The sequence below is a fragment of the Flavobacterium saccharophilum genome, assembly GCF_900142735.1.
GTDB classification, from domain to species: Bacteria; Bacteroidota; Bacteroidia; order Flavobacteriales; family Flavobacteriaceae; genus Flavobacterium; species Flavobacterium saccharophilum.
In genome coordinates this window covers 443,511-460,173 of record NZ_FRBY01000004.1, presented here as the reverse complement: position 1 = coordinate 460,173, position 16,663 = coordinate 443,511, and the positions used below count along the sequence as shown (strand labels likewise).

Sequence of the window (16,663 nt, the reverse complement as noted above, 5' to 3'; positions counted from 1 at the left end):
ATTATTAACAAATATACCTTTAAAAATAACGCCCCAATGTTAAGTTTTGCCTCAGATTAAAAACTAAACATTGGAGACTATGTATTATATTTACCATTTAAACTACAGGTTTTATTATGGAAGATTTTTTAATTGGTATTGGAAAAAGATTAAAAGAAATTAGAAAGAAAAATTCATTGACTATTCATGAAGTTGCCAACAGAGCCGGCGTTAGTAACGGACTAATTTCGAGAATCGAAAACGGCCGAACCATACCGTCCCTACCCGTTTTAATTGAATTAATACAATCCTTAAATACCGATGTCAGTTACTTTTTTGAAGGTGTAGAAAATACCAAAAATGCCAAATACATCCACATTAAAAAAGAAGACTATCAAAAGATAGAGAAAGAAGACAAAGCCGAAACAACTGGTTTTAATTACTATCATATTTTCAGTAAAAGCATTAATTCTATTGGTTTTGAAGCTGTAATCCTTGAAGTTGAACCCAATTGCAAACGTGAAAAAGTAATTACAGATGCCTGGGAATTTAAATACATCATCAAAGGAAGCGTGACTTATATTATTGATGATGTTGAAGTACTTGTGAGTGAAGGTGATTCTTTATGTTTTAATGGAAGACATCCACACGTTCCTGAAAACAGAACTTCCGAAAATTGTGTTATGCTTGTGCTTTACTTCTACTCCGAAAGTAATAGCTAATCTGCGTTATATTTAACCGCAATGTTCGCAAAGAAAATAAAAACGCAATGTTCGCAAAGCTTTGGCTTTAAAACTTTGCGAACCTTGCGTAAACCTTAGCTCCCGATAGCTATCGGGATTGCGGTAAAAAAACTTTGCGGTTAAATAAAAAAAAGGTCATCTCCAGAAACAGAGACAACCTTTTAACAATAAAAAACACAAACTGAATTAATTTCCCGCCGGAAGCCATGAGCGTCCGTCTAACGACCATCCTGAGTTGATCGGTACTCCAAACCATTGTAGAGAAGAATAGGCGATATCTACCATTTTTGGAACAACTCCAGTTGCTGTTCCGCATTTTAAGGTAGCTGTACTTGTTGTCCATGTTGGTGTATTAGCAAACGTAAGAGGTATTTGCTTTGTACTTGAATCTGTAAAACTATTTCCTGAACCATTATTTCCTTTCCAATAACCAATAAGATTGGCGTAGTCCGGATGAGAAGAAGTAACAGATGAGCAAGTATAATTTAAGATAGAAGCTTCAGCTAAAGCTTTATTCCATACACGAACCTCTGCAATATTTCCGTTTACATTGGCGCCGTACGTTAATGTTCCGTCCTGCCCCACTGCAAATGGCAATCCTGAAGTCAAACTTCCAAAGTTATTTGGAATCGTAGCCTGACCAACAAAAGCGCCATCCTGATAGGTTTTAACCAATTTAGCTGTACGATCTACCACCAAAGTTAAATGATGCCATTTTCCGTCGGTGATTGTACCTCCGGAAATATCTACACGATTTTGAGTGTCTCCGATATTTACTTTCCATACTCCTCCTGTATTGGCACAAATTACAAATCCACGATTTTTACCACTTGCCCAATTTTTATTTGAAACTAAAGCAGGATCACTAGAATACCCTGAAGTTTTTACTCTGCATTCAACCGTAAAACTTGAAGTTCCGAAATTGTAAAGTGCATTCGTCGTTGAAGCATATTTGTTATTTGCATTAAAATGGGCAAAACTTCCTGTGATTGATGTTGTTGGATCAACTGGTTTTTCAATTTTTGTTGAAGTGAAATTCTTATTGTTGAAGATGGTAAAAATATTTCTTTCTTCATAAGATGATCCTCCGTGAGATCCTGCCAATGTTCCACCATGATCCGGTGCAACAACAACCAGCCAGTCTTCGTTGGCATAATTGGGTCTGTTTTTTAAAGCAGTTAAAATCTCTCCAATATAACCATCAGTAGTTTCAATACTAGATTTATATTGTGGTACATTCAATGAAAATCCGTAGCTGTGACCGGCGTGATCTACATCATCAAAATGTAAAAATAAAGCATCCGGATTGTCGTTTGTCAAAGCCGCAACAACTTCATTTTTTACCGCTAAATCTGTGGTAAGGGTTTTCTCCAAATCAATTCCGTCTACAATGTAAGTATTGATTGGCGCCCAATGAACAATAGACATTGTTCTCAAAGAGGCATTGTAAGTTTCAAGACGTTTTAAAAAACTTGGATAGGTTCCGAAATTCGGACTTGAAAAAGAGTTATCCGTAACGCCATGTTTTAAATGTGTTACACCACTAAGCATCGTCGACCAGCCGTTTCCGCTCCAGGTTGGCGCTTCTGTTAAAGCATCTAAACTGTAAACTGAATTCGGTAATAAAGCATGAACATTTGGCGTGTTGGCGCCCATTAAAGCATCTCCGCGACAGCCATCAATACCAATAATAAGGAGTTTTTTAACGCCTCCGGCAAGTGCTGTCTTGGCTGTTTTGGAATTCGTTTTATTCGCATTTACAGCGCTTTCGTCGCTCGTAAATGTTGTATCGTTGGTACAAGATGTAACTAAAAGTACACTTGCCAGAATTGTAACGTAACTTAATCTAAAAATCTTTTTCATTGGGTTGAATTGTTTTAATGGGTTACTATTTATTTACTTATAAAGAATTCTATTTTAATACGTTGCGAACATTTTAAACACATAGAAACATAGCATAAAATATGTAAAAAGGCATTTCACTTTTTTGAAAACACATAGCGATGTGTATCATTATTCACGCAGATCCATTAGATTTTTATTTTTAATCTTCTATCCAAAAAAGCTATCGGGAGTGGCTATTTTTAATACATAAAAACATTATTTATTTTAAATAAAGGGCATAGCTATGTGTTTTCAAAAAAGTGAAACGCCTTTCTGAGTGCCTAAAATCTATGTTCCTATGTGTTAAAAAAAAGAGCTCTTTAATTCTCAATACTATATAAAGAGGCCAGAGATTCTAAAATATAATCAGGCTTTGCTTCTTCGAGTTGAGATCGTGTTTGCGCTCCTGATAAAACGCCGATTGTAATACCGCATTTTGCATTCTTACCTTCTTCAATATCAATAGCTGAATCTCCTGCTTTTAATACTTTTGAAGCATCTGTAATAGCAAACAACTGCATCGCTTTGTGGATCATATCCGGAAAAGGACGGCCTAGTACAACATCATCAGCTGTAATTAAAGCATCAAACTGATTGTCTTTTTTCCAGTTTAATTTTTCTAATAATGTATTGGCGACATGACTGCTATACCCTGTGTTTAAAACTACTTTTACACCATCTTTTTTAAGGTTTTGAAGTACATTTTCGACACCTTCAATTGGTAACACTTTTGCAGACAAATATTCCTGATCCAGTATTTCCTTGAAATATTCAAAGATTAAATTTGATGTATTTGAATCTGTATTGTTGATGTGCTTTAAAATATCTTTTATGGCCTGATGTTTTTCTTTTCCTGCACCTAATGACAATACCAATTCCAACGAAACTTCAATTCCGAATTTATTGATGGCTTTATGCAGTGATTTGTATACTATATTTTGTTCGTTTATTGTTGTTCCGGCCATATCAAAAACGACCATTTCAATTTCATTAATTTTCATTTTGTGTGTTTTATTTTTTGTGAACATGTATTTACATGTTGAATGTAATTGTGCTTAATTTTTCACGCAGATTTTTACAGATTGAAGCAGATTAAGGCAGATTTTTTTTAAATCTTTTTAATCCTTTATCGATAGCTATCGGGAGTGGCTAGAAAAATTAAACATTAAAAATTTTGGCAATATTATGTTTGGCAAATCCTGCGCTTCCGGTCATTCCTTTGCCTCCAATTCCGGTTATGATATGAATATTTTCATCAACTGTATGCTCAAAAATATCTTTGGTTTTGCATTGTGAATACATTCCGAACCATCTGTTTTGGATTTCATACGTTGGCAAATCGATTATCTTTTTGGCTTCTTCAATCATGAAATTGTCAATATCCATATTCAAATCAAATCCAAGGGAATCAATATCTTTTGCCGGAGCATATTCGTGTGAATCTCCTAAAATTACAGATCCGTCCAGCGCTTGCTTGAATAAAATGTGAACCCCGTATTTCTTCTCAAAACTATCGGGATTTTCTTTTGCCTTTATTGTCGCATACGATTTACATTCTTCAAAAGATTCATATCTTCTAATCGTTAATCCCGTCAAAATAGAACCATCTAATTTATAGTTATTTTGAGGTTTAGTTTGCAACATCTGAAGTTTAGAAACAACCAAATCACTGCTGTTGTAAATTTCAGGATACAGTATTTTGAAATCACTTCCGTTACAGATAATGATTTTTAAAGCTTTGTATTCTTGTCCGGCAGAAGTGGTTGCCACTACTCCATCAGTTCTGTTTTCAACATTCAAAACAGTGGTATTCATAAATAAATCAAGACCTAAATTGGCTATCATGTATTGATGTAATTTATGAATCATTGTTGAAGGTTCAACCGTTACTTCCTGTGGAAAAAATAATCCTCCTGTACAATAATCAGATCGCAATCCGGCGTATTTTGTCAGACATTGTTCTTTTGTCAGCAAATTAGATTCGTAATCATTTGAAATATTGATTTGATGCAACTCTTCTATCAATTGCATTTCTTCGTCGTTTGAAGCCAAATAAACCGTTCCGTTCTGACGAATACTGATATCAAATTGGGACTGAATATCTTTGTAAATTTTTAAACTTTCTTTTCCGAAGTTTTGCCATTTTCTGTCCATTCCTGATGGTACAACCTGACCAAAATTTCGAACGGTGGCGCCTTCGGGTTTGCTATTTTTTTCCAGAATAGCAACTGACATTCCTTTGTGTAAAGCGTGGTAGGCATGAAATGTGCCTAAAACTCCCGACCCTACAATTATTAAATCATATTTCTCTTTCATGTTTTTGTGTTTGTGTAATTTATTTATTCTAATTTTTCCTTTGTTCAGGTGTATAAAGGAGTGGTGTTAATTTTTATTGTTTTTTTGAATTTGCGCTTAAAGTAATTAAACGACATTATGGTTGTAATTATCCCGACAAAGGATAACAGATAAATACAAGTGGTAAAAAAGCTTAAGAGTGAAATATTCTTGTCACCAAAATTTTTGAAAAACAAGACCAAAACGCTTCCTAAATAACCAAAAGCATCGGCGATGTAAATTAAAAAACCAGTGTTTCCATCAATTTTATAAGTGGCAATCATTCGGTCGAAAAACAGACCGTTAAACGGAACATAACAAACGTACATTCCAAAACCTGAAATGATCATCCACGGAAGTGGCCCCATTAAATGCTTTTGAAATAAAAAAGTCGTTAACCCAATAAGCAATGAACCAATAAACAAAACCAAATGATACCTTTTAAACGCCTTGTAGTTGTTTTTCATGCTTCCTAAGAAACCCAAAATTACCAGCACTGAAATCGCAATTGGAATTTCAGAATACATATAAATTGAAATACTTTCTTTATACCCTAAAGTATCCCATAATTCTCTGGCAAAATTATCCCTAAATTCTCTCATGGCCGTTAGCATCGCGTAGAAGATGATAATGGCCGTTAACGGAAAAGCAAATTGCTGAAATAACGAAGCGCGTTCTTTTTTACTCAACGGTCTTCTTTTCGATCGTAAAGCCAAATCTTCGCTATCCGGATTTGGGATTTTCTCCAAAAACAATGAAAATACGATTAACGGAATTATAAAAATCAATCCCGAAACAAAAGGCATCCAAAACTCATTGCATCCCAAAACCTTCAAGACAAAGGAACCGACAGACTTTGCCGCGCCCGAGGAAACTATAAAACTTGAACATAAAATAACGCCTAATAATTCGGTTGTTTTTCTTCCTTCTATATAAGAGAAAACGATTCCCCAAATCATTCCGAGAGGCAGTCCGTTTATGAATAAAAATGCGATGTTATAAGGTGCAGGCACTAGTGCAAAACCTAGTAATGCCAATTCTGAAATCGCAATAAAGCTTATTAAATAAAGAATTCTTTTTGATGATTTCAATTCTGAAATAATCTTGATTCCCAAAAACTTAGATAACGTATACCCTAAAACCTGCGCTAAAATCAGCAATATTTTATAGTCAATTCCCCAGAAGGACATATGGTCGAATGTGGCTACCGTAAAAGGTTTCCTGAAAGCATACATACAAAAATAAGTACCAAATGCCGCTATGGATGTTTTTAAAATAAACCTGAAATTAGATGCTTTATTAGACATTAGTTCCTTAAAATTAAAATGATAATTGTGCTGTAAAATTTAGATTGGATATCCTTTTTTAGAAACCCGTTAAATGCAGTCGATTAAAAAAAAATAAACTGTAAAAATAAAACCTTCCAACATCCAACGGGTTAACTTATAGTTGTCTATAAATTATATTTAAGTCCTAGATTGAATTTCGCTCCATAATACTCCACCTGTTTTGGTCGGTTTGGCGTTTCTCCAAAATGATACATTAAAGGCTCATTCAAAACGTTATTTACATCACTGAAAATGGTGAAATGGTCGCCTACTTTATAAGAAGCAGAGAAGTCAAGTGAATTGTACTTACCATAATAAATGTCGTTCATGTCAGTATTTTTGGCATTGGCATCAAAACTTGTTGCGTAGGCTCCTTTGTGGTTAAAAGCTGCTCTCACGTTAAGTTTTCCGCTTTCATAAAACAATTGTAAGTTGTATAATTCTTTTGCCTGATAAGGAGTTGACACCTTTCTTCCGTTTGGATTATTAGCGTTTTTACCCAAAGTCATTTCAGAATTCATAAGTGTTGCATTGATCTGAGTTCCGAAATATTTCAGGAATCCTGGCAAGAAGCTGAATCTTTTTGTGAATCCGAATTCCACTCCGCCAATCCAGGCGTTACCACCGTTTGTTGGTGAGCTGATTTCGATATCCGAAATTCCGTTAATAGTTCCTTGGTAGGTATCGTCAAAAATTGGATCTGTAATTGATTTGTAGAAAACTCCAGCATTGATAATTCCCACTTCATCAAGGAAATATTCTCCCAATAAATCAAAGTTCCAAGAGTAAGTTGGGTTCAAATTTGGATTTCCACCAGCGTATTCACCATCAATAGTATTCAAAGAACCGGCTGGAGAAATGTCTCCAAAGTTTGGTCTTGCAAAAGTTCTGGTTGTAGCAAAACGAAGGTTTAAATTCTCAATCGGAGAATATTTTATATGTAACATTGGCAATACTGAGGTATAATTTTTAGTGTTTTCAGCATCAACCACTACATCATTTTCTACTGTTTTTCCGGTTACTTTCGTATTGGTATTCGTAACTCTCACCCCTCCTAAAACTGTCCATTTATCAGTAGCTAAATACGTTGCCATTGCATAAAAAGAAGAAGTTGTTTCGTCTACATTAAAGTTTCTTCCTAATCCTTTTCCTAATTCCGGAATTTGAGAATCTGCCGGATTTAAAACTAAATTACCTTGTGAAGTGTTGAAAAAATTCGTCATTCCATCTGTAGATAAAACCGGTCCGAAAGTGTTTCCAATATTCGTTCCTGTTTCTTTTCTCATATAATCTGTTCCTCCAGGCTGAAGAATTAAATCCTGACTGTAATCTGATAAAAATGGTGTTGGCGATCCTGTCCAATTGTAATATTCATCTCTAAATGTGGCGATACGATCTTTGTCTGTTAATTTCACACCAAATTTCATTTTAAGTTTTTCATTAAAATTGTGCTCGTAGTTTACGGCCGCAATAATGTTATCTCTTTCTACAATGCTGATTTTATACAACTCTAAAGTGGAGAATTTCATTTTTGTCGGATCTGTCTGGAAATTTGGATCTGAGAAAAAGTCAAATATTGATTTTGGATTGTTTGGATCCAGCATTCCGCCGTCAGCAGCCCAATAGGCTCTTGGTCCTCCTGCTCCGCCATTTGCAACCGGAACCGTATTCATATATTCCGGTTTAACGCCTACTCCGGTTTGGTTGAACTGCATTAAGAAATAACTGTTGTCTTCTGCATTTGGAATATTTCCATATTTAAACTGATTTCTGTAAGAAGCCAGACTCCAGTCTAAATTGCCATTGGCCAATTGGTGTTTTCCACCTAAATCAATTCCAATAAACTGTGTCATTAATTCGTTGTGAATATCTTGTTGTTCAACAGTTAAAGCGTTGCTTGCACTACTGAATTTGTCAAAACGGATTCTGTGTTTGTAATGTGTTTCCTCATCTGTAAGTCCGCCATAAGTTGCTTTCAGGAAGATTTTATCTCTTGAAGACGGATTAAATTCCATTGCACCATTTAAACCTGTTGTTTTTCTAACTCCGGTATAATCACGCAATTCTAATCGGTAAACTCCCTGATCTCCTTGTCTTCTGGCTTCGTAATTATCCGTTGCCCAATTTCTGTCCCAGTACGTACCATTTATAATGTAACCGAATTTTCCGTTTTTACTTTTGTCACCAATAGTAAGCGATCCGCTGTAAATTCCTTTGTCTGATTTTTGATTGTATCCACTAAAAACACTTGCTTTAATGGTTCTTTTGGTTGGAGCAGTCTGCGTGGTAAAATTTACGCTTCCTCCAATGGCATCTCCGTCCATATCTGGTGTAATGGCTTTTGTAGCCTCAACATAAGCGATAAGATCTGATGGGAAGAAGTCAAATGCAGTAGCTCTTGAAGTAGTTTCTTCCTCAGCAGTCGGAATCCTGTTTCCGTTGATTGTAGTTGATGACCAAAAAGGTGGTAACCCTCTCACCGAAACGAAACGTCCCTCACCCTGATCTCTTTCAATCGAAACTCCGGGCATACGCTGTACCGTTTCTGCAGCATTACGATCCGGAAGTTTTCCTATTCCATCGGCAGCAATTACGTTTACAATGCTCATTGATTTCTTTTGCATGTTCAGCGCTCTTGCTTCACTATTTCTTTGGGTCATTCCGCTTACTACAACTTCGTTTAATTCTTTTGAATTGGTAGAAAGTGTGATAATACCTAAACTTACTTTTTGATTGTCTTTAACTTCAACAGTAATGGTTTTTGTTTCATATCCTATATAAGCAATTTGCAAATCAAAATTTCCTGATCTAACATCCTGAATCGTAAAAGAACCACTGAAGTCAGTTGTTGTTTTTTGATTATTTGACAATATAATAGTGGCTCCCGGCAATGGAGACTGTGAATCTGTAATGGTTCCGCTGATGGTTCCTTTTTGCGCTGTCATGTTTTGTGCAAAGAGTATAGCAGAAAAAATAAAAATTGCCTTGTAAATTGTTTTCATGGTTAATTGTTTACAAATATTAAATTTATTGAAGCAAATTAACAATGAATTTTACAAATAGTGAAAAAACGAGAATTATGTAATTGTTAAAAAAAAGGAAATTTAAGGGCGGTAATTTGTTAAGGATTTGTAAAAAAACAGAAAACATAGTTAGCTGAAAACTACGGCTTTTATTCAAAATTCTCTTTAAAAATAAGGCCTCATATCACTTTACAAAACAATAATTGCGGAAGCAATTTATCTGAATTTCCAGAACTTCATAATAGTTCGTTTTTTTACTATTAGTAAACTTTTTGAATTTTTAGTGAAATAACATTCTATAATTTTCTTCAGAAATGAAAACTAAAATGATTGTCAAATTTTTCAGGTTCAGGTAGCTTAATCTTTTGGTAACCTTATGATAATTCTCATCGACTAGTTTTGTTTATCAATACAACTTATTATGTTATTCCTTCTCTATTTAACCTCGATTCAATCCTTAATAACTGCTTTATTAATCTTTTTTAATAAAAAATTCAGACAGGAAGATTTTTATCTCACTCTCTTTTTCGGCACTATATTTTTTCACCTTCTCTATAAGATCTCCATACTCTTCTTTTATCAGGATGTCAACCTGTTTGAAAAACTGCACGGGAGTTTCTCTTTCCTTTACGGTCCGTTGCTTTATTTTTATATGCTTTCGGTATTTGGCAAACCCATTTCCACCCGAAAAATCTGTTACCATTGCATTCCGTTCTTTATAGGTTTTGCTTTCAACATAGTTGTAGTGTTTATTGCGGTAACCAATCCTGTATTCCCAAAAATCATTAAACTTTCTAACCTTATCGTAATGTTGCTTTTGCTGCCCTCTTTCCTGGGTTATAGTGTTTATTGTCTACGATACATCCGCTCATCACGATTAGATACAACACGAATTTTCAATTTAAAAATCAGTATTGTAAAAGTCATAGGAAGCGTTTTTTGTTCATTGGGAGTATTAACTGTTTTGGGACTTGTACTTTTGGCTCTTAATAGGGAGATGATCGTAAACCTTCGATTCGTTTATTATTGTCTGATGCTCTTTATCTTCATTTACGTCATTCACATTCGGTTTGCCATATTTTTTGAAATTCAAAAACTGGTTATTGAACTTAAAAACGAAGAGAAGTATAAAAACTACGAATTGAAATCAGATGAAATGAATGAGATCATCAATGCTATTCAAGCTTATTTCAAAACCAAAAAAGGCCATCTCGATTCTGAATTCAATCTGGATAAACTTTCGGCTGATTTACATATTTCAAAAGTAAAAATCACACAAGCGCTTAATGTCGAATTGAAAACCAATTTTTATCAATACATAAATTCCCTAAGAGTTGAAGAAGCCAAAAGATTAATTGATAAAAAACAAGATGCCAATTTTGTCACTATTGGATACGAAAGCGGATTCAAAAACAAATCGACTTTCTACAAATATTTCAAACAAATTACCGGAGCAACTCCAAGTGACTATAAAAAAGTGCATGAAGAAGCTTTATCATCAGAAAATGCATTCTCGTAAAGCCTGTTTTTTTATAAGAAAAGTATTTCCAGACCAAATTCAATTTCAAAATAACAAGTCCTTCATATTTAGTTAACCATTTGATATTATTCACAAACAACTAAAAATCAATAACTTAAAAATAATTTTAGTCTTTTTTGTACGCCTAAATTTAAAAAGACTTCCGGAAAATAACCATCAGATAGTTTTGCAGCAGAAAATAAAAATTAACTACACACAATGAAAAAACTACTATTGTTATTTGCTTTGATTTTATCCGGAAATCAACTTATAGCGCAAAATTATGCTTCAATGATCGGAAAAGTTTCTGATGGAAAAACGTTTTTACCGGGAGTAAATATTTCTATTTTAGAAAGAAAAACGGGAACTTCAACAGACTTTGATGGGAATTTTCAAGTTTCGAATTTATCGGGAGAAAAGCTTACAGTTTCCTTTAGTTATATGGGATACCAAACGATTACCAAAGAAATAAAATTAGTTTCGGGTATTAATAATTTGGGAACGGTTACTCTTGCTGCAGAAGAAGGTGCATTAAAAGAAATTATTGTAAAAGGTTTTACTGGGCCATCTCAAATCAAAGCCTTAAGCATGAAAAAGAAATCATTGGCCATTATGGATGTGCTTTCTGCAGATGCCGTGGGAAAATTACCAGACCGTAATGCTGCCGAAGCGGTTCAAAGAATGCCAAGTGTGAGTGTAAACCGTTATCATGGAGAAGCCAATCAGGTGAGTGTACGCGGAACGCCTTACGGATGGACATCGACTTTGTACAACGGAACCAGATTGCCAAGTGCCTCTGTAATGGGAACGAGAAACACACTTTTAGATGCCATTCCGACCGAAATGATTCAGTACATCCAGTTATCAAAAGCGATAACCCCTGATATGGAAGGAGATGCCATTGGTGGATCTGTAAATTTTATCTCCAGAACAGCCCCTAAAAAAACAATGCTGAATGCGAGTCTTGGAGGCGGTTACAATCAAAAAGCTGAAAAAGGTTCTTATAATGCCTCTTTAGTTTACGGACAAAGATTCTTTAAAGATAAATTAGGAATTGTATTGGCAGCTTCTATTTGGGACAGAAATTTCGCTACTGATGAAATGGTAGTGGATTACAACATTAATGCTCCTGTACAATCTCAAAAATATGGTATTAATACAGTTGATGCTAAAAGATATTTTGGACAAAGAACTACAAAAGCAATAAGCGGTGGAATTGATTTTGAATTGAACGATAAGAATAAGTTTTTCGGGAAATTCTTGTATGATAAATTCAGGGATGTACGTCCGGTTTATGAATCTTTCTATGACTTTGCTAAAAAGAGATATACTTTTAGCTACCGTTATTCTGATTATAAAACAGATTTAAATGGAATTGAAATTGGCGGAGAACACAGAATTGGTTCTAAATTAAAATTTGACTGGTCGTTTGCCAATAACGAAATGACGTATCTTTTGGACACTCCACCAAATATGCCTTCTGATATGCGAGGATTACCAATTGCTCAGTTTTCTCAAAAATTGGTTGGTGATTTTGGTGTAAGATCATCAGATGGCGCTGTTTATAATACTTTTGATGCTCCTGACGGAAATGGTGTAAACATTTACAACATCGATCCAAAACTGACGAATCCGAATGATGTTATGGATCCAACGAAATTAACTTTACAACAATTGGTCATTACCCAATTGGACCAAAGGGATCATGATAAAGTGGGACAAATTAACTTTAATTATGATGCAACAGACAAATTTGTAATCAAAGCGGGTTCAAAATTAAGATTCAAAGATTATGAAGGACAGCAAACGCCAATCGTTTATTTGCCGGGAGCCGCTTTAGGAATTCCAGGCTCGCCAGCCTTACTTCCGATGAGCAGTTTACAAACGGAACCTTATCCAAATGCTAATAATTTCTTCTCAGAAATTGGAAGTCCGTTTAATAACCTAATTGTAAATCCGATTACGAAAAATCAATTGTTTGATATTTTCACACCATCATACTTAAAAGCAAATGGTTTTGCAGATTATTCTCCGGCTACGAATGTAACCACAAAGTTTAAAGGCGAAGAAAATGTGTTCAGCGCTTATGTTATGGGCGTTTATGATTTATCTGAAAAAACAAAAATCATTGCCGGTGCCAGAAATGAAGAAACGAATGTTACGATGAGCAGTACCGCTTATGATTCGCAAACTAAAGTGGCAACGCCAATTACCAAAACATCATCGTATAATGCGTTTTTGCCAATGGTGCATTTGAAATATGCTTTCAATGAAAACATCAATTTCAGAGCGGCTTATACCAGAACTTTTTCAAGACCAAATTTACCCGATTTAAATCCGAGTGAAATTATAGATGTGACGGCTGGTGTTCCAAAAATCACAAGGGGAAATACGGATCTAAAGCCTACTTTTTCTAATAATTTAGATTTTATGGGAGAGTATTTCTTAAAAGATATCGGATTGATTACGGCGGGTGTTTTCTACAAAGATATTAGCGACTATATTTTCAGGGATATTTCGGCAGAAAGAATCAATAACGTTAATTATATCGTGACGCAGCCTAAAAACATTAAAGACGCCAGTTTATTAGGTTTTGAATTTGGAATCACAAAAAGATTTACAGAATGGAATGGTTTCTGGGGCGGATTCGGAATCGATTTTAATACTTCAATTATCAAATCAAAATTAGAAGTTTCAAGATATGATGCGCAAGGAAATGTAACGGCTACGGACGAAACTACATTGCCAAATCAATCTAAGTTATTGTTTAATTCTTCTCTTTTCTACGAAAAATATGGCTTCATGTTTAGAATCGCCGGAAATTACAGAGGAAAATCAGTAGAAACGATTAATCAAAATTTAGGTCCGGACTATTATATCTCGGCTATGCCAAATTTCACTGTTGATTTCTCTGCGGATTATTCTATCAGCAATAAAATCAAAGTTTTTATGGAAGTTAGAAATCTTACTAACGAACCATTCAAACAATTCATGGGGAACAATGAAGGCCGAATTACTAACAGCGAATGGTCGTCTATCAATGGTCAGTTAGGTCTTAAATACCAGATTTTATAAGATTCATTTCTTTTCAAAAACTTTATAAATACTACTTAATGCAAGCTGATACTTCAGTTTGCATTAAAATTCCAGTCTCTAATTTCAAAATAATTAAATATGAAAACTCAAACTCTTTTACGCACAACAGCAGTCTTTTTAATGATTGCTTTTCAAAGTCAGGCTCAGAAAAATATGGAAATCGAAAACAGTCCAAATTTCAGATCACTATCAGGAATTCACAATAAAAACGGCAAAAAAATCAAGGAAGATATTATTTTCAGATCGGGTAATTTCTCTAAACTGACAGAAAATGATATTAAAAAATTCGACGCCTTAAACATTACGACTATAGTCGATTTTAGAAACGACGACGAAATAAAAAAAGATCCTGATTTTATTCCGACAGGAGAAAAAATTGTAACTACACGAGCTAACATTGGTTCAATAAACGGTAAAGAAATGGGACAATTTATGAAAATTATGATGTCGCCAACTTTCAACGAAGCACAGGCAGATTCGTTAATGGTCGCGGCCAATGCAGGATTTGCTGAAAACGCAAAAGACTTTAAACCTTTCTTTGATGAAGTGAAGAAAAAAGAAACTGTTGTTCTATTTCATTGCACGGCTGGTAAAGACAGAACAGGATTTGCGTCTTCTTTATTGTTACATATTTTAGATGTTTCTGATGAAGAAATTATGAAAGACTATTTAAGATCTAACGAGGCCATCGCAAAAACAGATTTAAGCAAGTACAAAGCCTACGGAATTCCGGAAGAAAGAATGGCAAAATTAATGGGTGTAAAACAAGCTTACTTAGAATCAGCGTGGAATACTGCTATCAAGAAATATGGCAGTATCGACAAAATGTTACTAGTAGAATATGGAATTGATAAAAAAGTTAAAAAACAAATTCAGAAAAAATACTTGGTGAAATAATTTCGTTTTTTTTATTTTTTTAAACCGCTTAAAATTGTTTTTAAGCGGTTTTTTATTTTTTATTACTATCTGAAATAGAAGCATTTAACATAATGGTAATCCTATAAAATTTAGGCTTAAACTTATAAGATTTCCATACAAAGGCTTACTAGCTTTGATTGCTTTACTTTAAAAATCAGTCTCTTACATAGACAAACCTCAAAAACAAAACAATCATGGACAATAAATCAAATCATAGTTTAAAAAGCTCCAGTATTACTTCAGGCGATAATGTTTCGTTTTGGATTGATTCTACTCAAATTATTTCCTGCAATAAACCAAATCAGGATATAGAAACTGAAGTACTTATTATTGGTGGCGGAATTGCGGGTTTAACTACCGCTTATAAATTACTCAAAGCCGGTAAAAAAGTCGTTCTGGTCGAAGATGGTTTTATAGGAAGTGGCGAAACCGGACGCACAACAGCACATTTAACCTGTGCGCTTGATGATCGTTATTATTTCCTTGAAAAAATATTTGGAGAAAACTCTGCCACACTTGCGGCTGAAAGTCACTCCAAAGCAATTGATGAAATTGAAAAAATTGTGACAGAATTAAATATTGATTGTTCTTTTAAAAGAGTAAACGGTTATTTATTTCTTCATCCAACTGATAAAGAAGAAAATCTAGATAAGGAGTTTCATGTGACACAAAAAGCGGGATTAAAAACTTGTATTTTAAAATCAGTTCCTGGATTGGCTAATGCCGAAAACCAAAGATGTCTGGCCTTTGCAAATCAGGCGCAATTTCATATTTTACATTATTTAAAAGGTCTTACTGAAGCTATTACTTCTTTGGGAGGCATTATATATACCGAAGCGCATGCTGAAGATATTACAAAAAAAGGAGCAAAAGTGAACGGCTACATGTTTTCTGCACAACATATTGTAGTAGCTACAAACAGTCCCGTAAACGATGTTCTGACCATGCATACCAAACAACATGCGTACAGAACTTATGTTATTGCAGGTAAAATTCCGAAAGGGCAACTTCCCTACGCACTTTGGTGGGATACCGGTGATCAGAAATCAAAATGGGTTTCACAACCTTATCATTATGTACGTCTTGAAAATTATGATGACAAATACGATTTACTAATCTCCGGAGGTGAAGATCACAAAACTGGTCAGGCCGATGAAGACGGAATATCAGCGACCGAGCGTTATGACAGACTAGAAGCCTGGACACGAGATTATTTCCCGATGCTGGAAGATGATCTTACTTACAGATGGTCAGGACAAGTTATGGAGCCTGTGGATTCTTTGGGTTTTATGGGCAAAAACCCAGGAGATAAAAATATTTATATCATTACAGGAGATTCCGGAAACGGTATGACACATGCTACAATTGGCGCTATGATTATTTGTGATAGTATTACGGGCATAAAAAATAAATACGAAGATTTATACAACCCATCGCGCATTACCCTTAAAATAGCCGTTGATTTTGCAAAAGAAATAGGCAATATGGCATCACAATATGTAGACTGGGTTACAACATCTGACTTAAAAAATACGGCAGATTTACCCGCTGGAGAAGGCGGTGTAATTTCATCCGGATTAAAGAGAATTGCCGTTTACCGGGATTATGATAATTCCTTAAAAGCATTTTCTGCAGTCTGCCCTCATTTGGGCTGTATTATAAACTGGAATGCTGATGAAAAATCTTTTGACTGTCCTTGTCACGGTTCCCGATTTTCAACAGATGGATCTGTTATCAATGGTCCGGCACAAATCGATTTACATAAAATTCATATCAAACAAAAAACACATAGCTACATGCAAAAAGAGAAACCTTTTTGATTTCTAAAATTGTAAATAG

11 protein-coding genes are annotated in these 16,663 nt (G+C 34.7%); 5 read left to right on the top strand and 6 right to left on the bottom strand.

Annotated elements, in window-relative coordinates; genetic code table 11:
• Positions 1-116 precede the first annotated feature (116 nt).
• On the top strand, positions 117-701 hold the full coding sequence (locus BUA98_RS15090) for a helix-turn-helix domain-containing protein (RefSeq protein ID WP_072973882.1): 585 nt from the start codon (positions 117-119) through the stop codon (positions 699-701).
• A gap of 207 nt (positions 702-908) precedes the next feature.
• On the opposite strand, the gene BUA98_RS15085 is transcribed toward BUA98_RS15090, so the two are convergent.
• The 6 genes from BUA98_RS15085 to BUA98_RS22390 form a co-directional block, all read right to left on the bottom strand.
• Positions 909-2,585 (bottom strand): DUF4983 domain-containing protein, encoded by a 1,677-nt coding sequence (locus BUA98_RS15085; protein WP_072973880.1) that lies wholly within the window; start codon positions 2,583-2,585, stop codon positions 909-911.
• 341 nt (positions 2,586-2,926) lie between these two features.
• Positions 2,927-3,607: a phosphonatase-like hydrolase gene (locus tag BUA98_RS15080; protein WP_072974110.1), complete on the bottom strand. Its 681-nt coding sequence runs from the start codon at positions 3,605-3,607 to the stop codon at positions 2,927-2,929.
• Positions 3,608-3,764: 157 nt separating this feature from the next.
• The gene (locus tag BUA98_RS15075; protein WP_072973877.1) at positions 3,765-4,922 is read right to left on the bottom strand and encodes a TIGR03364 family FAD-dependent oxidoreductase; all 1,158 of its coding nucleotides are present in this window, start codon (positions 4,920-4,922) and stop codon (positions 3,765-3,767) included.
• Between the two features lie 44 nt (positions 4,923-4,966).
• On the bottom strand, positions 4,967-6,247 hold the full coding sequence (locus BUA98_RS15070) for a DUF5690 family protein (protein ID WP_167547717.1): 1,281 nt from the start codon (positions 6,245-6,247) through the stop codon (positions 4,967-4,969).
• Positions 6,248-6,393: 146 nt separating this feature from the next.
• A complete protein-coding gene (locus tag BUA98_RS15065) occupies positions 6,394-9,270 on the bottom strand; it encodes a TonB-dependent receptor (protein ID WP_072973873.1) in 2,877 nt (958 codons plus the stop codon).
• Between the two features lie 493 nt (positions 9,271-9,763).
• Entirely contained in the window at positions 9,764-9,994 is a 231-nt protein-coding gene (locus BUA98_RS22390) for a hypothetical protein (protein ID WP_072973871.1), read from the bottom strand.
• A 42-nt stretch (positions 9,995-10,036) separates the two neighbouring features.
• Here BUA98_RS22390 and BUA98_RS22220 point away from each other — a divergent pair, with 42 nt between their 5' ends.
• The 4 genes from BUA98_RS22220 (at position 10,037) to BUA98_RS15040 (ending at position 16,644) form a co-directional block, all read left to right on the top strand.
• Entirely contained in the window at positions 10,037-10,810 is a 774-nt protein-coding gene (locus BUA98_RS22220; protein ID WP_159433472.1) for a helix-turn-helix domain-containing protein, read from the top strand.
• Between the two features lie 219 nt (positions 10,811-11,029).
• Entirely contained in the window at positions 11,030-13,885 is a 2,856-nt protein-coding gene (locus tag BUA98_RS15050) for a TonB-dependent receptor (protein ID WP_072973867.1), read from the top strand.
• A 99-nt stretch (positions 13,886-13,984) separates the two neighbouring features.
• Entirely contained in the window at positions 13,985-14,803 is an 819-nt protein-coding gene (locus tag BUA98_RS15045) for a tyrosine-protein phosphatase (protein ID WP_072973866.1), read from the top strand.
• Positions 14,804-15,018: 215 nt separating this feature from the next.
• On the top strand, positions 15,019-16,644 hold the full coding sequence (locus BUA98_RS15040) for an FAD-dependent oxidoreductase (protein ID WP_072973864.1): 1,626 nt from the start codon (positions 15,019-15,021) through the stop codon (positions 16,642-16,644).
• Positions 16,645-16,663 lie beyond the last annotated feature (19 nt).

What these genes read in the sequence shown, in the direction of transcription:
- BUA98_RS15090 (WP_072973882.1), top strand. Translation starts at nt 117, where the DNA reads ATGGAAGATTTTTTAATTGGTATTGGAAAAAGATTAAAAGAAATTAGA.
- BUA98_RS15085 (WP_072973880.1), bottom strand. Translation starts at nt 2,585, where the DNA reads ATGAAAAAGATTTTTAGATTAAGTTACGTTACAATTCTGGCAAGTGTA.
- BUA98_RS15080 (WP_072974110.1), bottom strand. Translation starts at nt 3,607, where the DNA reads ATGAAAATTAATGAAATTGAAATGGTCGTTTTTGATATGGCCGGAACA.
- BUA98_RS15075 (WP_072973877.1), bottom strand. Translation starts at nt 4,922, where the DNA reads ATGAAAGAGAAATATGATTTAATAATTGTAGGGTCGGGAGTTTTAGGC.
- BUA98_RS15070 (WP_167547717.1), bottom strand. Translation starts at nt 6,247, where the DNA reads ATGTCTAATAAAGCATCTAATTTCAGGTTTATTTTAAAAACATCCATA.
- BUA98_RS15065 (WP_072973873.1), bottom strand. Translation starts at nt 9,270, where the DNA reads ATGAAAACAATTTACAAGGCAATTTTTATTTTTTCTGCTATACTCTTT.
- BUA98_RS22390 (WP_072973871.1), bottom strand. Translation starts at nt 9,994, where the DNA reads ATGGTAACAGATTTTTCGGGTGGAAATGGGTTTGCCAAATACCGAAAG.
- BUA98_RS15050 (WP_072973867.1), top strand. Translation starts at nt 11,030, where the DNA reads ATGAAAAAACTACTATTGTTATTTGCTTTGATTTTATCCGGAAATCAA.
- BUA98_RS15045 (WP_072973866.1), top strand. Translation starts at nt 13,985, where the DNA reads ATGAAAACTCAAACTCTTTTACGCACAACAGCAGTCTTTTTAATGATT.
- BUA98_RS15040 (WP_072973864.1), top strand. Translation starts at nt 15,019, where the DNA reads ATGGACAATAAATCAAATCATAGTTTAAAAAGCTCCAGTATTACTTCA.